Annotated in this window: 16 protein-coding genes and 1 pseudogene; 3 read left to right on the top strand and 14 right to left on the bottom strand. The window is 57.9% G+C overall.

The annotated features are described in order from the left end of the window. Positions 1 to 29: 29 nt before the first annotated feature. Positions 30 to 2,258 carry a sensor domain-containing phosphodiesterase gene (locus tag ACQUTP_RS07555; protein ID WP_148390350.1) on the bottom strand — a complete coding sequence of 743 codons (2,229 nt, stop codon included), beginning with the start codon at positions 2,256 to 2,258 and terminating at the stop codon, positions 30 to 32. Positions 2,259 to 2,628: 370 nt separating this feature from the next. On the opposite strand from ACQUTP_RS07555, the gene ACQUTP_RS07560 reads away from it, so the two are divergent. Then, the gene (locus ACQUTP_RS07560) at positions 2,629 to 2,802 is read left to right on the top strand and encodes a YfgG family protein (RefSeq protein WP_017900441.1); all 174 of its coding nucleotides are present in this window, start codon (positions 2,629 to 2,631) and stop codon (positions 2,800 to 2,802) included. Positions 2,803 to 2,899: 97 nt separating this feature from the next. Here ACQUTP_RS07560 and ACQUTP_RS07565 read toward each other — a convergent pair. Next, positions 2,900 to 3,812, bottom strand: a pseudogene (locus ACQUTP_RS07565) (LysR family transcriptional regulator). 73 nt (positions 3,813 to 3,885) lie between these two features. On the opposite strand from ACQUTP_RS07565, the gene ACQUTP_RS07570 reads away from it, so the two are divergent. After that, complete coding sequence (locus ACQUTP_RS07570) at positions 3,886 to 5,106, top strand: MFS transporter (RefSeq protein WP_049003905.1); 1,221 nt, start codon at positions 3,886 to 3,888, stop codon at positions 5,104 to 5,106. 138 nt (positions 5,107 to 5,244) lie between these two features. Here the strand turns inward: ACQUTP_RS07570 and guaA are convergent, their stop codons facing one another. Together guaA and guaB are read right to left on the bottom strand one after the other, a co-directional pair. Beyond that, entirely contained in the window at positions 5,245 to 6,822 is a 1,578-nt protein-coding gene (gene guaA, locus ACQUTP_RS07575; RefSeq protein WP_004201905.1) for a glutamine-hydrolyzing GMP synthase, read from the bottom strand. A gap of 67 nt (positions 6,823 to 6,889) precedes the next feature. Next, complete coding sequence (gene guaB, locus ACQUTP_RS07580; protein WP_004151980.1) at positions 6,890 to 8,356, bottom strand: IMP dehydrogenase; 1,467 nt, start codon at positions 8,354 to 8,356, stop codon at positions 6,890 to 6,892. Between the two features lie 158 nt (positions 8,357 to 8,514). On the opposite strand from guaB, the gene xseA reads away from it, so the two are divergent. Continuing rightward, positions 8,515 to 9,906, top strand: a complete 1,392-nt coding sequence (xseA, locus tag ACQUTP_RS07585) for an exodeoxyribonuclease VII large subunit (protein ID WP_017900437.1) — start codon at positions 8,515 to 8,517, stop codon at positions 9,904 to 9,906. Here xseA and ACQUTP_RS07590 read toward each other — a convergent pair. From ACQUTP_RS07590 to ndk, 10 genes are all read right to left on the bottom strand, one after another. Further along, on the bottom strand, positions 9,890 to 10,108 hold the full coding sequence (locus ACQUTP_RS07590; RefSeq protein WP_004201901.1) for a zinc ribbon domain-containing protein: 219 nt from the start codon (positions 10,106 to 10,108) through the stop codon (positions 9,890 to 9,892). The genes xseA and ACQUTP_RS07590 overlap by 17 nt on opposite strands. A gap of 49 nt (positions 10,109 to 10,157) precedes the next feature. Further along, positions 10,158 to 11,237 carry a Gfo/Idh/MocA family oxidoreductase gene (locus ACQUTP_RS07595; protein ID WP_148390351.1) on the bottom strand — a complete coding sequence of 360 codons (1,080 nt, stop codon included), beginning with the start codon at positions 11,235 to 11,237 and terminating at the stop codon, positions 10,158 to 10,160. 117 nt (positions 11,238 to 11,354) lie between these two features. Next, a complete protein-coding gene (gene der, locus ACQUTP_RS07600; protein WP_004201897.1) occupies positions 11,355 to 12,833 on the bottom strand; it encodes a ribosome biogenesis GTPase Der in 1,479 nt (492 codons plus the stop codon). A 113-nt stretch (positions 12,834 to 12,946) separates the two neighbouring features. After that, positions 12,947 to 14,125, bottom strand: coding sequence for an outer membrane protein assembly factor BamB (gene bamB, locus ACQUTP_RS07605; RefSeq protein ID WP_004201895.1), 1,179 nt, complete (start codon positions 14,123 to 14,125; stop codon positions 12,947 to 12,949). A gap of 10 nt (positions 14,126 to 14,135) precedes the next feature. Further along, entirely contained in the window at positions 14,136 to 14,756 is a 621-nt protein-coding gene (locus ACQUTP_RS07610; protein WP_004201892.1) for a YfgM family protein, read from the bottom strand. A 34-nt stretch (positions 14,757 to 14,790) separates the two neighbouring features. After that, a complete protein-coding gene (gene hisS, locus ACQUTP_RS07615; RefSeq protein ID WP_004201891.1) occupies positions 14,791 to 16,065 on the bottom strand; it encodes a histidine--tRNA ligase in 1,275 nt (424 codons plus the stop codon). 91 nt (positions 16,066 to 16,156) lie between these two features. Then, positions 16,157 to 17,278 (bottom strand): flavodoxin-dependent (E)-4-hydroxy-3-methylbut-2-enyl-diphosphate synthase, encoded by a 1,122-nt coding sequence (gene ispG, locus ACQUTP_RS07620; protein WP_285755166.1) that lies wholly within the window; start codon positions 17,276 to 17,278, stop codon positions 16,157 to 16,159. A gap of 26 nt (positions 17,279 to 17,304) precedes the next feature. Next, positions 17,305 to 18,297: a cytoskeleton protein RodZ gene (gene rodZ, locus ACQUTP_RS07625; protein WP_004201889.1), complete on the bottom strand. Its 993-nt coding sequence runs from the start codon at positions 18,295 to 18,297 to the stop codon at positions 17,305 to 17,307. Between the two features lie 276 nt (positions 18,298 to 18,573). After that, positions 18,574 to 19,740 carry a bifunctional tRNA (adenosine(37)-C2)-methyltransferase TrmG/ribosomal RNA large subunit methyltransferase RlmN gene (locus tag ACQUTP_RS07630; protein WP_002913894.1) on the bottom strand — a complete coding sequence of 389 codons (1,167 nt, stop codon included), beginning with the start codon at positions 19,738 to 19,740 and terminating at the stop codon, positions 18,574 to 18,576. Between the two features lie 358 nt (positions 19,741 to 20,098). After that, on the bottom strand, positions 20,099 to 20,530 hold the full coding sequence (gene ndk, locus ACQUTP_RS07635; RefSeq protein WP_004144312.1) for a nucleoside-diphosphate kinase: 432 nt from the start codon (positions 20,528 to 20,530) through the stop codon (positions 20,099 to 20,101). Positions 20,531 to 20,660 lie beyond the last annotated feature (130 nt).

The following is a 20,660-nucleotide window of genomic DNA, read 5'->3' on the forward strand; positions in this document are numbered from 1 at the left end:
GGGCCATCGCGCCCGGCTTTTTTACGGCTTCAGGCGCTCATCCCCTCCGCCAGCTGCGTCAGAGGCACCGGGACGCCAATATCATAGCCCTGCATATAATCGATCCCCAGCGCGATGACCGCCTGGCGTATCTCCGGCGATTCAACATATTCGGCCACCACCTGCATGTTCTTCATCCGCGCCAGACGACAGATTGAATCCACCACCTGGTAATCAAGACTGCTGGCGAGCAGATTGCGAATAAAGCTGCCGTCTATTTTAAGAATATCGACGTTCATCGTTTTTAACCGCGCATAGCTGGCGTAGCCGGTACCAAAATCATCGATAGCTACCCGGCAGCCCAGTGCCCGCAGGTGCTCTAATGTCTGGCAAACTAGCTCGGGGTTGCTGAGCGCATAGTTTTCGGTCAGCTCGAAAATAATCTGCCATGGCTCAATGTTGTAGGCCTGCAGCAGGTTTTCGACCTCCTCGGGAAACTGACTGCGGCTCAACGAGACCGGAGAGAGGTTGATCGCCAGCCGCAGACCGGGCAGCGCCCGCCGGTTGGCATCCATAAAGGCCAGGGTATGCTCAATGACCCACTGATCCACGCGCGTGGACAGCCCAAACTCGTGCGCCACCGGCAGGAACTCGTTGGGCCCCGTCAGTTCGCCCGACTCGCCTTTCATCCTCAACAACACTTCATGGTAATTGTCGCCGCGTATGCCCTGGATAGGCTGCGCCATCAGGACAAAATAGTCTTGCTCCAGCGCCTTGAGGATGCGGTTCATCATCGCCACTTTGTCTTTCAGATCCTGCTGGACATGCCCGGCGCCGCGGCGCTGCAAATTCTCCGGATGGCCGCTGGCCAGCGACATGTCGGCAATCGTGTTCAGCTCGCCAAGCAGCAAATACAGATGCTTCACCGGCGAGCGGACGTTGCAATAGCTCATGCCGATCCGCGGCTGCAGGGGGACCCCGTCCCAGTGAAAACGGAACTGTCGCAAGGAGCGCTCAATTAAGTGAATGCGCGCCTGGTGCCCTTCGCTGTTGAGACGAAACACTAAATCGTGACCGGCAAGATGATATACCGCTTCGTTCGGCTCCAGCAGCGCACGCAGGTGATTCGCCAGCATTTGCTTATACTGAATGCGCAACAGCACCCCGTAGTGGCGGCCCAGCAGCTCAAGCTCAGGAATACGCAAAAAACAGAGCGTCGACCAGCTCGCGCCGTTCAGCGCCCGGCTCAGCGCCCGCAGATTCGGCATATGTACCACCGGGTCGAGGAAGGCCATCTGTCGGACGCGGGCGTAGATCAGCCGCTGCTGTGTTGCCAGCATCGCCGTATAGGCGACAATAAACGAGAACACCAGGTAGCTTGACGAGGTGATCGCCAGCTGAGTGTTATAACTTGGATAAATAGGTAAATAACGGTAATGAAAATGGATCACGGCGATCAGTACCGGCGTCCATATCAGCGAGATAAAGCGATAGCCAAAACGCATCGCCCCCCACAGCATCACCGGCATCAGTAAGGATAATGTATAATTTGTACTAAATATAGTGCTGCTATCATTAAGCGGCATCAATAATAGACCCAGCAACAGGGTTAATATCGCCGCCCAACTGATAATTTCAATTTTCTTTATTTTTGGATCAATTTGTAAGCGAACCTGAGAAATATACCCGCGCAAATAAAAAGGGTTACGAATTACCCGCAGCAGTAAATAACATAACGGTACACCGGTCAGGCACCCCACCATCAGCGCCTGAAAGGTGATTAACGACCGTAAACTAAACGGCGAGACGCCGGTCATATCCGTTGTGCGCGGATGTAGCCCCAGATACTCGGCGATCTGCGACAAAATCAGAAAAATGACCGAAGGGAGCAGCATTTGCCAGAACAGACGATGCGGCATCAGCCTGACGTTACCGTGCGATACCTGCTGCCGTTGGGGAACAAAGATGCGATATCCGCCCCAGCAGAGCACGCAGGGGATCAGAAAATGGAACAGTACGCCAACGGCCTGCTCCGGCGTCATGCCCCGGGCCAGCGTTAGCAGCAGACCAACGATAATACCGGGGATCGCCGCCCAGCCGAAAAACATCATCAGGCTGAGCACCAGCGCCAGGGGAAGATAATAAAGATAAACCATGTGCCCATTCAGCATGGTATATGTATTCATCCCTCTGGCAAGGGGTAATAATAACACAGGCAGGAGAAGCGGTAAGGCCCACCATTTGTCGCGATATTGTTGATAGTATTTTAATAAATTCATAGGTGCTCTACAGAGAGCCTCTGCTCCTGCGAGGCATATTCAGGCAGGCATCCAACCACCCCATGCTGACCGCATAAGTAATAACGATACGGTAACGTCCGCTGATTTTAGTGGTGAAGAGAATGAGGCTGTTGATGTAAATCAACAAATGCTGACACCAACATTAATAAAACTTATTTTTTCAGCTTTTCGTGGCTAATAAAGAGAGCATGTAAATACGAGGATTATCTTATATAACATTAATTAATGTTTTCACTGCCGCACTTTTACATCTGCATCAATTGACCCCACCTCGTTCCTGTGCCTTAATACCCCCATCGCCCATCTTCGGGTATACTTCAAGGAACCTTTTGTGAGTCAGGCACCCAGTATGCGTAAACGACATCGATTTAACCGTCGCATGACCCGTATCGTACTGCTTATCAGCTTTCTCTTCTTCTTTGGACGCTTTGTCTACTCCTCCATCGGCGCCTGGTATCATCACCAGGATAAAAAAGCGTCGCAGGAGTCAACGCTCACCGTCGAGCCCTCCGCCCGCGAGTAACCCGTTGATCCTGATGCCGGATACGCCACTATCCGCAGGTAGAGACGCCCGTTTCCGAGGCACTATCCCTGACGAGGCATGTTTTGCCGCTGACGATTTATAAGCGCACGGCCTGCAGCAGACGCAGCATTTCCGCCATTCCTTTGGTAATCACTTTATCCTGACGCATGACAACCGCCAGCTGACGGTACAGCGACGGGGCCAGAGAATGTACCGTTAAGCCATAGCGATCCTCCGCCTGCTCTACCGCCATGCGGGGCACAATACTGTAGCCCAGCCCGGCCCGCACCATGCGTTTGATCGCCTCGATGCTCCCCAGCTGCATCACCGGCGTGACCGCCAGGCCCGCCGAACGGAACCAGCGGTCAATCAGATCCCGCGTGCCGCTGCCCGCCTCGAAGGCAATGAGCGGCAGCGCCTGCAGCTCCTCAGGGGTACACACCGCCGGGATCCCCGCCTCGTGGCTGGGATGGATGACCACGAACTCCTCGTCCACCACGGCGGTCACCGCCAGACTGCGTCCCTGAACGGGCAGCGTGACCAGCCCAAGATCGAGCCGGTTTTCCTCCACCGCCCGGACGATATCCAGCGTGTTGCCGGTGGTCACCCCCACCGTCAGCAGTGGGTGCTGCTGACGAAGATGCTGCAGCAGCGGCGGAAGAAGATGAATGCAGGCCGTCGCGCCGGTCCCCAGAGTCAGTGAGCCATTAACTTCCTGACTAAATGCACTGACCGACTGCACCGCGCTATTCACCGCCCGATCGATCTGCTCGCTGTGGGCCAGCAGCGCCATTCCCGCCGCCGTCGCCTTGATCCCGCGCCCGGTGCGCTCCAGCAGTCGGGTCTGTAAAAATTGCTCCAGCTGACGCACCTGCAGGCTGACGGCAGGCTGGGAGATCCCCAGCGCGTCGGCGGCGGCTGAGAAGCTGCCGCGCTGTACGACCAGCCGGAAGGTCGCCAGGTTTCCCAGGTTCAGTGTTGTCATGCAAAGTTTCTCTTATACCGCGCATAAGGTGGCCGCTCTGCCAGAACAATAGCCTGCCGGGTATGCTCAGGACAACTCTCTTAACGGAATGAAAAACCATGGGAACACCGGCTATTCCCCGACGCCTAGCCTTCACCGCGGGCGCTCAGCAACTGATCAACTGGGGTATCTCTTTTTATATGCCCGGCACCTTTGCCGGAGCTATCGCCGCCGACAAGGGATGGAGCTCGCCGCAGATCTATCTTGGCCTGACGCTTGCGATGCTGATCATGGCGGCGGTCTCCCCGCTGGTCGCCAGTCTGCTGGCTCGCTTTGGCGGACGACTGGTGGTCACCAGCGGAACCTTACTGATAGCCGCCAGTTGCGCGATGATGGCCTGGAGCCCTTCGCTGGTCGGCTGGTACGGCGCCTGGCTGCTGACCGGCGTCGGCATGCGGCTGTCGTTGTATGATGCCCTGTTCGCCGCGGTAGTGAACCTTTACGGCCAGCAGGCGCGGAAAACCATCTCTCAAATCACCCTCGCCGGCGGTCTGGCCTCTGCCCTCTTCTGGCCGCTGGGGGAGGCTTTACTCACCGTGATGTCCTGGCAGGATGCCCTGCGGGTCTATGCGCTGTTTGGCCTGCTGAGCGCATGGCTGAGTTATCAGCTGCCTCGTCAGCGGCTCGGCTCATCGACGAAAGCGAAAGCCCCAACAGCGGATGGCAATCGGCGTAACGGCATACGTTATGCGCTCTTTATTGCGCTGATCACCTTCATCTCCACCGGCACCTCCACCCATCTGCCGGAGTTTATCAGCCACTTTGGCCTGCCGGTTGCCATCGGAATGCTGTGGGGATTTGGCCAGACCGGCGCCCGGCTGGGGGAAGTGCTGGCCGGTCGACGCATCACCCCGCTCGCGCTGACGCGTTTTACCGCGCTCGCCATGCCGCTCTGTTTTCTCCTTGGTGTCAGCAGCACGGCGTATGCCGGGTGCGCAGCCGGGTTTGTGCTCGGCTATGGCGCGATAAATGGGCTGGTGACGATTGTGAAAGCGACGCTGCCGCTGGCGCTGTTTAGCGCAGAAAGCTACGCCAGCCGCACGGGTCTCCTGCTGATCCCCGGGCAACTGATGGCGGCGGCCGCCCCCTTTACCTATGCATGGCTGAACCATCGGCTGGGTATCGTGGGTGGAATGTGGATTTCCACCGGGTTAACGCTGATCGTTGCCGGACTGGCGCTGGCGATGGCGCGATCGGTGGGTAAAACAGAGCCGGACAAGCGTCCAGCCCTCTGCCCGGGTGCAAAACGTGGGCCGGCTGAACATCTGCCGGAACCATAACCGGGTACATTCACCGGGGACACAGGAAACCACCCAGTGATGGATAGCGGTGAGGGATGACGGGATTGAGGCTGGGCATAAATTAAAAAACCCTCTGTAACAACAGAGGGTTTCGTTTTATTCAACTAACGCCGGGGATTATTCCCACTCGATCGTTGCTGGCGGCTTACCGCTGATGTCATACACCACGCGGGAGATACCGTTCACTTCATTGATAATGCGGTTAGAGACGCGGCCGAGGAAATCATACGGCAGGTGCGCCCAGTGCGCGGTCATGAAGTCGATGGTTTCCACCGCACGCAGGGAAACCACCCAGTCGTATTTACGGCCATCGCCCATCACGCCGACGGAGCGAACCGGCAGGAATACAGTGAACGCCTGGCTCACTTTGTTGTACAGGTCAGCTTTGTGCAGCTCTTCGATGAAGATAGCGTCCGCGCGACGCAGCAGGTCGCAGTACTCTTTCTTCACTTCGCCCAGCACGCGCACGCCGAGGCCCGGGCCCGGGAACGGATGACGGTAGAGCATATCGTACGGCAGACCCAGCTCCAGACCGATCTTGCGCACTTCGTCTTTGAACAGCTCACGCAGCGGCTCAACCAGCCCCATCTTCATCTCTTTCGGCAGGCCGCCCACGTTGTGGTGAGATTTGATGACGTGCGCTTTACCGGTGGCGGAAGCGGCAGATTCGATAACGTCAGGATAGATGGTGCCCTGCGCCAGCCATTTGACGTCGTCCAGCTTCAGCGCTTCTTCGTCGAACACTTCCACGAAGACGCGGCCGATGATCTTACGTTTCGCTTCCGGATCGCTTTCACCTGCCAGCGCGTCGAGGAAGCGCTGCTCGCCTTCCACGTGAACGATGTTCAGGCCAAAGTGGTCGCCAAACATCTCCATCACCTGCTGGGCTTCGTTCAGACGCAGGAGACCGTTATCCACGAATACGCAGGTCAGGTTTTTGCCGATGGCGCGGTGCAGCAGCATCGCGGTCACCGAAGAGTCCACGCCGCCGGAGAGGCCGAGGATTACTTTGTCATCGCCAACCTGCTGGCGAATACGCTCAACGGCGTCGTCGATGATTTTCGCCGGGGTCCACAGCGCTTCGCACTGGCAGATGTCGCGCACGAAGCGCTCCAGCATACGCATACCCTGACGGGTGTGGGTCACTTCCGGGTGGAACTGCACGCCATAGAAGCGTTTTTCTTCGTTGGCCATAATGGCGAACGGGCAGTTGTCGGTGCTGGCGACGGTGACGAAGTCAGACGGGATGGCGGTGACTTTGTCGCCGTGGCTCATCCACACGTCCAGCAACGGTTTGCCGTCCGCGGTCAGGGAGTCTTCGATACCGCGCACCAGCGCGCTGTCGTTAACCACTTCAACCTGCGCGTAGCCAAACTCACGCTCGTTAGAGCCTTCTACATGGCCGCCCAACTGCATCGCCATGGTCTGCATACCGTAGCAGACGCCAAATACCGGCACGCCGGCTTCGAACACATACTGCGGCGCGCGCGGGCTGTTCTCTTCGGTGGTGCTTTCCGGGCCGCCGGAAAGAATGATGCCGCTTGGATTAAATTCGCGGATCTGTGCTTCCGTGACATCCCATGCCCACAGCTCACAGTAGACGCCCAGTTCACGCACGCGACGCGCCACCAGCTGAGTATACTGTGACCCGAAGTCGAGAATGAGAATGCGATGTTTATGAATGTTTTCCGTCATTGACGCTAATTCCGAGGCAAGTGAAACAGAGTAAATAAATCGCCCGACGCAAGGTCGGGCGAAGAAATCAGGAGCCCAGGCGGTAGTTCGGGGACTCTTTGGTGATGGTCACGTCGTGAACGTGGCTTTCCTGGATGCCCGCACCGCTGATGCGTACGAATTCAGCTTTGGTACGCAGCAGGTCAATGGTACCACAGCCGGTCAGACCCATACAGGAGCGCAGGCCGCCCATCTGCTGGTGAATGATCTCTTTCAGGCGGCCTTTATAGGCCACGCGGCCTTCGATACCTTCCGGCACCAGTTTGTCAGCGGCGTTATCGCTCTGGAAGTAGCGGTCAGAGGAGCCTTTCGACATCGCGCCGAGGGAACCCATCCCGCGATAGGATTTGTAAGAGCGCCCCTGATAGAGTTCGATTTCGCCCGGGGATTCTTCGGTACCGGCCAGCATGGAGCCGACCATCACTGCCGCCGCACCGGCCGCGATCGCTTTGGCGATGTCGCCGGAGAAACGGATACCGCCGTCGGCGATAACCGGAATTCCGGTGCCTTCCAGCGCTTCCACCGCGTCGGAAACGGCGGTGATCTGCGGCACGCCTACGCCGGTCACGATACGGGTAGTACAGATGGAGCCCGGGCCAATGCCTACTTTCACCGCACTGCAGCCGGCTTCCGCCAGCGCGCGCGCGCCTGCGCCAGTGGCGACGTTGCCGCCGATGATCTGCAGGTCTGGGTATTTCGCACGTGTTTCACGAATACGTTGCAGAACGCCTTCGGAGTGGCCGTGAGAGGAGTCAATCAGCAGGACGTCAACGCCCGCTGCCACCAGCGCGTCAACGCGCTCTTCGTTGCCCGCGCCGGCGCCAACCGCAGCGCCTACGCGCAGACGGCCCTGCTCATCTTTACAGGCGTTCGGTTTACGTTCCGCTTTCTGGAAGTCTTTTACGGTGATCATCCCGCGCAGGTGGAAGCTCTCATCCACAACCAGCGCTTTCTCAACGCGTTTTTCGTGCATCTTAGCGAAGACCACTTCACGGCTTTCGCCTTCACGCACGGTGACCAGACGCTCTTTCGGGGTCATATAGACGCTGACCGGCTGGTTCAGATCGGTAACGAAACGCACGTCGCGGCCGGTGATGATGCCGACCAGCTCGTTCTCTTCGGTAACCACCGGGTAGCCGGCGAAGCCGTTACGCTCGGTCAGCTCTTTCACTTCACGCAGGGTGGTGGTCGGCAGAACGGTCTGCGGGTCGGTGACCACGCCGGACTCATGTTTCTTCACGCGGCGAACTTCTTCCGCCTGGCGCTCGATGGACATGTTTTTGTGAATAAAGCCGATGCCGCCTTCCTGTGCCAGGGCAATAGCCAGACGCGCTTCCGTTACGGTATCCATGGCTGCGGAGAGCATAGGAATATTCAGACGAATGGTTTTCGTCAGCTGAGTGCTGAGATCGGCTGTATTCGGCAGAACGGTAGAATGAGCGGGAACGAGGAGGACGTCGTCAAACGTCAGGGCTTCTTTAGCGATACGTAGCATGGGCAATATCTCGACCAGGGTGGATAAATATTGCCGTGGCATTATACAGAGCGTAACCGATTGCATCTACCCTTTTTTGCAAATAATACTTGCCATCCCCTCTGAGCGCGTTACTATCGACTGAATAACCTGCTGATTTAAAGTTTGATCTTGCTCACATGTTACCCTCTCAATCCCCCGCAATTTTTACCGTAAGCCGCCTCAATCAGACGGTGCGTCTGCTGCTTGAGCGCGAAATGGGCCAGGTTTGGATCAGCGGCGAGATCTCTAACTTCAGCCAGCCTTCTTCCGGCCACTGGTACTTCACCTTAAAAGACGATAACGCCCAGGTGCGCTGCGCGATGTTCCGCAACAGCAACCGCCGGGTCACGTTCCGCCCGCAGCACGGGCAGCAGGTGCTGGTTCGCGCCAACATCACCCTGTATGAGCCGCGCGGCGACTACCAGATTATCGTTGAAAGCATGCAGCCCGCCGGCGAAGGGTTGCTGCAGCAGAAGTATGAGCAGCTGAAAACGCAGTTAACCGCGGAAGGGCTGTTCGATCAAAAACATAAGCAGGCGCTCCCCTCCCCCGCCCGCTGCGTCGGGGTCATCACCTCGAAAACCGGTGCCGCGTTGCACGATATTCTTCATGTCCTCAGGCGCCGCGACCCCGGGCTGCCGGTGATCGTCTACCCGACCGCGGTTCAGGGTGACGATGCTCCCGGGCAGATTGTGCGCGCCATCGCGCTGGCGAACGCGCGCCGGGAGTGTGACGTGCTGATTGTCGGACGCGGCGGCGGTTCGCTGGAGGATCTGTGGAGTTTTAACGATGAGCGGGTGGCGCGAGCTATCTTCGCCAGCCAGATCCCTATCGTCAGCGCCGTTGGCCATGAAACCGACGTCACTATCGCTGATTTTGTTGCCGACCTGCGCGCGCCGACCCCTTCTGCCGCCGCAGAGATCGTCAGCCGCAATCAGCAGGAGCTGCTGCGCCAGCTGCAGGCCGGGCAGCAGCGGCTGGAGATGGCGATGGACTATTTCCTCGCCAGTCGCCAGCGCCGTTTTACCCAGTTGTTCCATCGTCTGCAGCAGCAGCACCCGCAGCTGCGGCTGGCCCGCCAGCAGACCGCTCTGGAACGCCTGCGCCAGCGGATGCGCATCGCCGTGGAATCGCAGTTGAAACGCGCCGATCAGCGGCAAAAGCGTACTGTTCAGCGCCTGAATCACTACAACCCGCAGCCGCGCATCCACCGGGCGCAATCGCGCCTCCAGCAGCTGGAATACCGGCTGGCGGAAACGATGCGTGGCCGCCTCAGCGAGCGGCGTGAACGGTTTGGTCACGCGGTGACCCATCTGGAGGCGGTGAGTCCCTTAGCCACCCTCGCGCGCGGCTATAGCGTCACTTCGGTGAGCGACGGCACGGTACTAAAGCAGACAAAACAGGTCAAAACCGGCGATCTGCTCACCACCCGCCTGAAAGACGGCTGGGTCGAAAGCGAAGTGAGGCAGATTGCGCCGGTGAAAAAAACGCGGGCCAGAAAGCCATCGCCGCCTAAACCAGCGGAATAAATTCCACCCGTTTTTTCGAGATCAGGCCGTGCCCGTGCTGGCAAAAGTAATCCACCGCGCCGCACGCTTTCAGCACCTCCAGCGGCTGGTGGCATTCCGGGCAGCGCGCTTCAAGGGCAAATACCCTTTCGCACTGAGCGCAATGCGCGCTGCTGCCTTTGACATCTAACGGCGCGTGGCACAGAGGGCAATCAAGTTCCATAACCATTCCTTTCAACGTTTATCTGCATCTATTTTACCATGTTCCGGGTTTAATGAGGGCCGCGTAATTGCTGCTGCAACCTGAGCAGCCACTCCACTTCCTCAAGCCGACGCCACGTCAGCCCGGCCACGCTTTCGGGCGCCCGGGTAAACACATTCTCCGCGCCAAGGATCTGCTCATCGAGACAGTGCGCATAGATCGCTCCGGGCCGGGTCCAGCGCTGGATCCGCTCACCGTCCTGTAGCGTCGCCACCTCGCCATCAGGGGCGCGATCGAGGGCGAGCATTCGCCCATCCCGCAGTCCTATCCGCATTCCCTTTTGCCCGCCCGCGGGGCCAGCATATTTGTTAAGCCAGATATTCAGCGGGATATCGCCCAGGCGTCCCTGCAGATGCGCCTCTCCCTCGGCGGTGACCATATCCCCATGAGCAATGTCCCGGCCGAGACGGTCTTTCACCGCCCGGACGGCGAGGTCCAGCGTCACATCGCCACCGCAGCCGAGCAGGGTTTCACGCAGCATCGCCAGGACATGGGTACCGATATCGAGGATCACGCCGTCGGGATGACGCAGCTGCCGGGTATCCAGCTCGCCGGTGGCAAAGTTGAGCGCGACCGGTTCTCCGGCAGCGTTAAAGCCGCTTGGCTCCAGCAAATAGCCTTCGATCCAGACGATATCCTGCGCTGAAAGGTGCGGCGGCGGCAGGCCGCTGGCCTCCTCTTCCGCCTGCCACGGCGGAGCAAGAGCGTTCAGCGCTAACCCACGCGCCATCCAGTGGTCGAGGGCCAGCACGCGACCGGCCTCCCTGGCCGGCGCCAGCAGCGCCCGCAGCCGGGCGGCCTGCTCAAGGTTGGCCACAATCGGTTTCTCCACCACGATGCGGGGAATGGCGCTGGCTAACGCCCTCTCCAGCACGGGCAGGTGCTGGAGAGATGAGGTGGTAATGAAGAGCGTATCCAGGGGTTCGGCCAGCAGCGCCGACAGCGAATTGCGGCGCTGGATCCCCGGCAGCGCTCTGCTGCAGTCCAGGTCATAGCCCTGGCAGCTAACAATACGGTATCCCAGGCGGCGCAGCGCCGGTAAATAGGCAGTTTCTACCACCGCGCCAAGGCCGATAAAACCAATCTGCATAATAAGTCCACTTTTGAGCCGGTCTGTTCCCGGCGAAGTATCGCGGGATTATGGCGGAAAGTTTTGACTTTTACCGGCGCGGCGGCCACAAAAAACCCGCCGAAGCGGGTTTAATGATTATTTGCTTTTCTTGATGTGCTTGATCAGGCGCTTACGTTTACGCATCTGGTTCGGCGTCAGGGTGTTGCGCTTATTGGCGAACGGGTTTTCCCCTTCCTTGAACTGGATACGGATTGGCGTGCCCATCACGTCCAGGGATTTACGGAAATAGTTCATCAGGTAGCGCTTGTAGGAATCCGGCAGATCCTTCACCTGGTTACCGTGGATCACCACGATAGGCGGGTTGTAGCCCCCGGCGTGGGCATATTTCAGCTTCACGCGTCGGCCACGAACCAGCGGTGGCTGATGATCTTCCGCCGCCATGTTCATGATCCGGGTCAGCATCGCGGTGCTTACGCGGCGGGTAGCGCTATCGTAGGCTTCACGTACCGATTCAAACAGGTTGCCGACGCCGCTGCCGTGCAGGGCGGAGATGAAGTGCACCCGGGCAAAGTCGATAAAGCCCAGACGATAGTCGAGGGTCTCTTTCACCTGCTCCTTCACTTCCTGGCTCAGACCGTCCCATTTGTTGACGACGATCACCAGTGAGCGACCGCTGTTGAGGATAAAGCCCAGCAGCGACAGATCCTGATCGGAGATGCCTTCACGGGCATCAATCACCAGCAGCACGACGTTGGCGTCTTCAATCGCCTGCAGGGTCTTGATGACCGAGAATTTCTCCACCACGTCAGTAATTTTGCCGCGCTTGCGCACCCCGGCGGTATCGATGAGCACGTATTCGCGCTCGTCACGCTGCATCGGGATGTAAATGCTGTCGCGGGTAGTGCCCGGCATATCGTAAACTACCACGCGATCTTCGCCGAGGATGCGGTTGGTGAGCGTCGATTTACCGACGTTGGGACGTCCGACAATCGCCAGTTTGATCGGCAGATCCTGCGGATTGAAGTCGTCTTCCGGCTCTTCTTCCGCTACACCGTTCTGCTCAGCTTCGAATTTTGCCCAGTATTCGGCGTCTTCATCCACCTCTTCCTGCGGATTAACCTCATCTACCCATGGCAGCAGGGCCTGCTCCAGCAGGCTGGTCACGCCGCGGCCGTGCGAAGCGGCAATAGGATAGATATCGCCCAGGCCAAGCGACCAGAAGTCTGCCATCGCCTGGTCGACGTCGATGCCGTCGGTTTTGTTAGCCACCAGGAAGGTGGGCTTTTCACGAGAGCGCAGGTGTTTAGCGATCGCGATGTCCGCCGGCATCAGGCCCGCGCGCGCATCGACCATAAACAGCACCACATCGGCCTCTTCGATTGCCAGCAGCGACTGCTCCGCCATCCGGGTTTCCACGCCCTCTTCCGTACCATCAATACCACCGGTATCGATACAGATGAATTCGCGGCCTTCGACTTCGGCCCGACCGTACTTACGGTCACGAGTCAGCCCCGGGAAATCCGCAACCAGCGCATCACGAGTGCGCGTCAGGCGGTTAAAGAGCGTGGATTTTCCAACGTTAGGGCGCCCGACAAGCGCGACCACAGGTATCATGTTAAATGCCTCATACAATCACTAAGCAACATCGTCATAACGACGTTTTAAAAAAAGTCAAAACGGCCCCTGTCTGCCAGGGGCCGTTTCTTAATCACTCACGACAGCGGTAATTAACGCGTAATCGCGTACAGCGTACCGTCTTTCGCCTGGATCAGCAGTCGACCATCGGCCACAACCGGGTCGGTCAGGAAGCCGGAGCTGTCCACTTTCTGCTGCGCCACAAAATGGCCATCTTCCGGGTTCACCCAGTGCATATAGCCTTCGCTATCGCCGACCACCAGATTGCCATTATACAACACCGGCGCGGTCAGCAAACGGTGCAGCAGATCGCTTTGTGTCCACAGGGTCACGCCACCATCGGTAGTCAGCGCCAGCAGGCGGTCATTCTGGTCAACCAGATAGATACGGTTGCCATCGACGATGAAATCATTCACCGAACCCAGCTCGCGTTTCCACATAATCTGGCCGCTACGCAGATCCAGCGCGGTCAGGTTACCGTTGTAAGCCAGCGCATAGACAACGCCGTTGACGATAATCGGCGTGGTGTCGACGTCGCTCAGACGGTCGATTTCCGTCGGCCCGGTGGCCGTGGAAATACGCTGCTGCCAAATCATCTGCCCCTGCTGCATCAATACCGCGCTGACGCGGCCATTGTCGCCGCCCACGATCGCCGCGCCGTAGGCGGTGGCCGGAGCGGATTCGCCGCGCAGGGAGAGCGCAGGCATATCCAGGTTCACCGTCCATTTCACGGCGCCATCGGTCTCATTCAGCGCCTGCAGCTGGCCGTTACTGGTGTGGACCAGCACCATGCCATCGCTCACCACCGGGCGCGACAGCGCTTCGCCGGCGACGCGGGTTTGCCAGGCCACGGTACCATCGCTGGTATTCAGCGCATACAGCTGCGCTTTTTCACTGCCGATATAAACATGGCCGCCCGAGACGGTCACACCGCCGGAAAGCAGCGCCGGGGTACGCGAGAACCAGCCATCTTTCTCCGCCAGATTCACCGACCATACCTCTTTACCATCGTCGGCGTTCAGCGCTTTGACGGTGCCTTTACGGTCAGCGGCATAAACCACGCCGTCGGCGAAGGCCGGATGAAGGTTAGAGTAAAATTCGCCGATACCATCGCCAACCGAGGTGCTCCAGGACGTGGACGGCGTAAACTGGTTTTCTACCGTCGGCAGCGGTGACATTTTCACCACATCTTCTTCGCTATTAAACAGCGAACACCCGCTCAGCAAGGTAACGGAAAGCAGCCCTGGCAACAGTAATTTACGCAATTGCATCGAGTCCCTCTCAGATGGACAAATTATTCATTTTCATACGCATCATTTCGCTGAGCGCAGGAGAAGCATCGCTTTTCACGCCAGCTTCCCACGCCGCACGGGCCCCTTGCTTATCGCCTTTGCTCAACAGAATTTCGCCGCGCAAATCAGCCACAATAGCGGTCCAGCCTTCACCTTTAATGCTGTCGAGGGTTTTCAGCGCCGCATCAGCCTGCTTCATCTGCAGTTGAACGCGGGCAAGACGCATACTGATAACCGATTTCAGATTATCATCAGACGCGGCAGCCAGCCCCTGCTGAAGCTGCTTTTCGGCGTTCGGCAGATCGTTCTGTTCAACAAAATGCTGTGCCAGCTCGAGAGAAGCGAAGGCGCCGTAGGTATTTTTATTGTCAGCCGCGAACTTCTCCGCCCCTGACAGCACTTCTGGCGTATTTGATTTCAGCGCGGAAGTCGCCTGTTCGTAAGCCAGCGACGCGTCTCTGGCGGTATCCTGCTGATGGGAGGTCCAGTAGCGCCAGCCAACCAGCGCGCCAATCCCTAAAATCACCCCGACCGCCAGCGCTTTGCCGTTTTCGGCAAAGAAGCGCTTCAGCGCATCGACCTGATCGTTCTCGTTGTTAAAAGTTTCCACGCAGTCCTTCTCCTGACTAATAATTCCCGGGAGATTAACCCAGAAGTGTGCGCAAATGCGCGGCAACGCTCTCCTGCGTTACGGTAGTTTGCTCACCTGAGCGTAAATCCTTCACTACCACGTTTCCGTCAGCGATCTCTGACTCACCCAGCACCAGCGCGACGCGTGCGCCCCACTTATCAGCGCGGGCGAACTGCTTCTTAAAGTTGCCGCCGCCGTGGTTGGTCATCAGTTTCACGCCGGGTAGCGCATCGCGAACCTGCTCAGCCAGACGCATGGCGGCGGACTGAGTATCGGTTCCGGAGGCTACCAGGTATATATCGACAACAGGATCGGCTTTAAATTCCGGATTCACTGCCTGGACCAGTAAAACAAGACGTTCCAGCCCCATGGCGAAGCCCACGCCCGGGGTGGCACGACCGCCAAGCTGCTCAACCAGACCGTCGTAACGGCCGCCGGCACAGACGGTGCCCTGGGAACCGAGACTGGTGGTCACCCACTCAAACACGGTGCGGTTATAGTAGTCGAGACCGCGCACCAGGCGCTGGTTGACGGTATAGCGGATCCCGGCATCGTCAAGCAACGCGCACAGGCCGGCAAAGTGGGCTTTCGACTCTTCGTCGAGATAATCGCCGAGCGCCGGCGCGTCGTTCAGCAGCGCCTGCACGTCCGGGTTTTTGGAGTCCAGCACCCGCAGCGGGTTGGTATACATCCGGCGTTTGCTGTCTTCATCAAGCTTATCGGTAAACTGCTCGAGATAAGCCACCAGCGCGTCGCGGTAGTTGGCGCGGGCTTCCAGCGAACCGATGGAGTTCAGCTCAAGGCTAACGTGATCGGAGATGCCCAGCTCACGCCACCAGCGCGCGGTCAGCATGATCAGCTCCGCATCGATGTCCGGCCCCTGCAGGCCAAAAACTTCGGCGCCGATCTGATGGAACTGGCGGTAACGGCCTTTCTGCGGACGCTCGTGGCGGAACATCGGCCCGACGTACCACAGGCGCTGTTCTTGATTGTACAGCAGACCATGTTCGATGCCGGCTCGTACGCAGCCCGCTGTCCCTTCCGGACGCAGCGTCAGGCTGTCGCCGTTGCGGTCCTCAAAGGTGTACATCTCTTTTTCAACCACGTCGGTCACTTCGCCGATCGCGCGTTTGAATAACGGGGTCTGCTCTACAATCGGCAAACGGATTTCGCTGTAACCGTAGCTACCGAGCACCTGCTTCAGTGAGCCTTCAATGCGCTGCCAGAGAGCGGTTTCGCCCGGCAGATAATCGTTCATGCCACGGATGGCTTGAATGTTCTTTGCCACGTTTATTCTCTTTATATATACAAAAATGAACCCCGGCGCCTCGCGCCCGCAGGTTCAATCATACACGGGAAGCGTATCGCTTCCCAACACGTTATTTTGCTTCAAGCTGTTGAACGTCAATCCGACGGGCTTCATCGAGCATCGAGGCTTTGGCGCGGATCCGCGCTTCAAGCTGGTCGATCATGTCGTTGTTGTCCAGGCGATCTTTACGCACGCCGTCTTCATACAGGCCGCTTTTCTTGTTGCCGCCGGTCACCCCGAGGGTGGAAACCAGCGCTTCGCCCGGGCCGTTCACCACGCAGCCGATGATCGAAACATCCATCGGGGTAATGATATCTTCCAGACGTTGCTCCAGGGCGTTCACCGTACCGATAACGTCAAACTCCTGACGCGAACAGGTCGGGCAGGCGATGAAGTTAATACCGCGGGAACGGATACGCAGCGATTTGAGGATATCGAAGCCAACCTTGATCTCCTCCACTGGATCCGCCGCCAGCGAGACGCGCAGCGTATCGCCGATCCCTTCGGACAACAGCAGCCCAAGGCCGATCGCCGATTTCACCGCGCCGCTGCGCGCACCGCCCGCTTCGGTGATCCCGAGGTGCAGCGGCTGATCGATCTGTTTCGCCAGCAGACGATAAGACTCTACCGCCAGGAAGACGTCAGAGGCTTTAACGCTGACTTTAAACTGATCGAAGTTAAGGCGATCGAGATGATCAACGTGGCGCATAGCGGATTCGAGCAGCGCCTGCGGCGTCGGCTCGCCATATTTTTCCTGCAGATCTTTTTCCAGCGAGCCGGCGTTGACGCCAATGCGGATCGGGATGTTTTTATCCCGTGCGCAATCTACGACCATGCGGATGCGCTCTTCGTTGCCGATGTTGCCTGGGTTGATACGCAGGCAGTCGACGCCATATTCTGCGGCTTTCAGCGCAATACGGTAGTCAAAGTGGATATCGGCGACCAGCGGGACGTTGACCTGCTGTTTGATCAGTTTGAACGCCTCGGCGGCGTCCATCGTCGGAACAGAGACGCGGACAATATCCGCGCCTACGCGCTCTAACGCTTTGATTTGATTTACGGTCGCAGCCACATCAGTGGTGCGCGTATTGGTCATTGACTGAACGGCGATGGGAGCCCCATCGCCAATTGGCACATTACCAACGTAAATACGTTTAGATTTTCTACGTTGAATCGGAGCCTGGTTATGCATGAAAAATCTCCCGCGTTACCCGTCTGTTACTGCGCCGGTGATGATTCGGCATTAAGGGTCAGACGCGCAACCTGGTTAGTTCTGATAAAACGACTTAAATCGACAGGCTTGCCCAGATACTGGATCTCTACCGCAGCCGGGGCGCCAATTTTCAGCTTATACGGCGCCTGACCGCTCAGGTTCAGATTTCCGCCTTTACGCTGCAGGCCGCTGAACAATTTTTTGCCGGTGGCATCGCTCACTTCCAGCCAGCAGTCGGCGGAAAAGTTCATCACCAGATCCTGCGCCGATGCCGCCGGGTTCGTCACGTTCGCCTGATCGGTCGGCAATGGCGTGGCCGGGGTAGCCGGCGCCGTCGGGGCTGCGCCTGCGGTATCGACATTGGCCTGGGAAGGCGCGACAACGGCGTTATTGTCCGCTGGCGTCTGAGCCGGTGCGCTGGTGGTCGGGGCGCTGGCGGTATCGGTTGGCGCGCTGTTCGCAGCGCTATCGGCGGTCGGGGCTGCCGGGGCGCTGGTATCCAGCGGCACGCTCTGGCTACTGGTGTCGCCGCTGTTCAGCTCAGCGGAAGACTGATCGGCCATGGTGGAGATCTCTTCCTGCTGCGCCTTATGGTCTTGCCACCACCAGGCGCCGCTCAGGCCGATAACCACAAACAGCACCAGCCAGGTGAAGCTCATCAGCCAGCCGTCACGTTTTTTGCGACGTTTACCTAAAGAGAAGCTCTGCATTGGCGCGACTTTCGCCGCTCGGATGGGCGCTTGCTTGGCCATCATCGGCAGCAGCTCGTCTTCTGGAATATGTACGAGGCGAGCATAGGAGCGGATGTAACCGCGCAGGAAGGTGGAAGCGAGGTCGGCAGGCGCCTTATCGTCTTCAATATCACGAACCGTGGACACCTTCAGGCATAAGCGTTCTGCCACCGCTTGCTGGCTAAGTCCGAGTTGTTCGCGGGCGTGACGCAGACGCGCGCCCGTGGTGTTTGCTTCTTGATGATCTTGAGTGGCTTCAGTATTCATTCGCTACAACTACTGGTACGTGAAATTTAAAGTTCAGCGCGGGAAAAAGCCGGCGCCGCGAGACATCTGTGGTACGTCAGCCTCACAGTATAGGACTGTCAGCCGCGCGATCACAGAGACGAATCAAAATTGAATGCTAAGCGGTTGTTGTGCCGCTACATACTGCCTCAAAGTCGACAAAAACGCACCGTAATTATTAACCGAATCAGCGTATTTCGCCTGGCTATAGGTCATAAATATGGCCCGTGCCGCCTGCGCTGCACGGGCCATCATTTGTCAGACCGCTTTTACGTCAATCGCTTCGCCCTGCATCCGCTTACGCAGCGTGCGCTTGGTACGGTCGATAACATCGCCCGCCAGCTGACCGCAGGCGGCGTCGATATCGTCGCCGCGCGTTTTACGCACGATGGTCGTAAAGCCGTACTCCATCAGGACTTTGGAGAAACGGTCGATGCGGCTGTTAGAGCTGCGGCCATACGGCGCGCCCGGGAACGGGTTCCATGGGATCAAGTTGATCTTACACGGCGTATCTTTCAGCAGCGCCGCCAGTTCGTGGGCGTGCTCAGTGCCGTCGTTGACATGATCCAGCATCACGTACTCGATGGTCACCCGGCCCTGGTTGGCGTTGGACTTCGAAATATAGCCGCGCACCGAGTTGAGGAAGGTCTCGATGTTGTACTTTTTGTTGATCGGGACGATTTCGTCACGAATGGTATCGTTCGGCGCGTGCAGGGAGATCGCCAGTGCGACGTCGATCATATCGCCGAGTTTATCCAGCGCCGGCACCACGCCGGAAGTCGACAGGGTGACGCGACGTTTGGAGAGGCCAAAGCCGAAATCGTCGAGCATGATTTCCATCGCCGGAACGACGTTGTTGAGGTTTAGCAGCGGCTCGCCCATGCCCATCATCACCACGTTGGTGATCGGACGTACGCCGGTGGTCTTCACAGCGCCGACGATTTTCGCCGCGCGCCAGACCTGGCCGATAATTTCGGAAACCCGCAGGTTGCGGTTAAAGCCCTGCTGGGCGGTGGAGCAGAATTTACACTCCAGCGCGCAGCCTACCTGGGAGGAGACGCACAGGGTGGCGCGGTCTTCTTCCGGGATATAGACGGTCTCGACGCGCTGATCGCCAACGGCAATCGCCCATTTGATGGTCCCGTCGGTTGAGCGTTGTTCTTCAACTACTTCCGGGGCGCGGATCTCCGCCACTTCTTTCAGTTTACTGCGCAGGACTTTGTTGATGTCAGTCATCTCATCAAAGTCATCGCAGCAGTAGTGATACATCCATTTCATCACCTGATCGGCGCGGAAAGGCTTCTCGCCCATGTTTTTGAAAAACTCGCGCATCTGCTGACGGTTTAAATCCAGCAGGTTGATTTTGGCATCTTTGTTCGGCACCGTCAGAGCGGCGGTATCAGGCGTGACAATTTGTTCAGACATAATGTTTTCCGGCCTCGTTATTACACGTTATGGCCCCAGGTGGGTTGAAAAAGAAACGCCCCGGAGAGCGACAGCTCGTCCAGGGGCGCTATATTCTACAAATTCTGGCGCATCATTGCCACGTTTGCACAAAGCAATGATAAAAAATCTGTAACTGACTGCTCAATCCTCTAAGGCTTTTCGATTGTCGCAAGGCGGCAAGCAAGTGACAAATTCGTCGGGAACGAATTTGACCAGCCGTAGGCTGGCCTCCGGTGAGAGGCAGGAGCCTCTCATTAATCCCCGGGAGCATAGATAACTATGTGACCGGGGTGAACGCGCGCAGCCAACGCCGCGACGGTCGAAAAGACGACGAGGATTAGCGAGTGCGCGGGCAAACCTCGCCTTCAGCAAAGAAGAACGCGATTTCGCGAGCAGCGGATTCTACAGAGTCGGAGCCGTGGGTGCCGTTCTCGGTGAAGCTGTCAGCGTAGTCAGCGCGCAGGGTACCCGCCAGCGCGTTTGCCGGGTTGGTCGCGCCCAGCAGATCACGGTGACGCTGAACCGCGTTTTCACCTTCCAGGACGGAAACCACGATCGGGCCGGAGGTCATGAACTCAACCAGACCGTCGAAGAACGGGCGACCTTCGTGCTCAGCATAGAAACCACGAGCCTGCTCAACGGTCAGGTGCAGCATTTTGGTGCCGACGATTTTGAACCCTGCAGCTTCAAAGCGGGAAAAGATGCTGCCAATAACGTTTTTTGCCACCGCGTTTGGTTTGATGATGGAAAAAGTACGTTCAATAGCCATGATTACCTCTAATTAAATGTTCTGTTGTTGCACATACGATCGTATGGCCTGGCGCGCATTATAATGAGCATCCCCGCCCCTGCCTACGGATGAAGGTAACATTTTGTTAAAATAAGATGAGTATTGAAAA

It is taken from the genome of Klebsiella sp. 2-CIP_Kleb. (genome assembly GCF_050378715.1).
Classification (GTDB): domain Bacteria; phylum Pseudomonadota; class Gammaproteobacteria; order Enterobacterales; family Enterobacteriaceae; genus Klebsiella; species Klebsiella quasipneumoniae.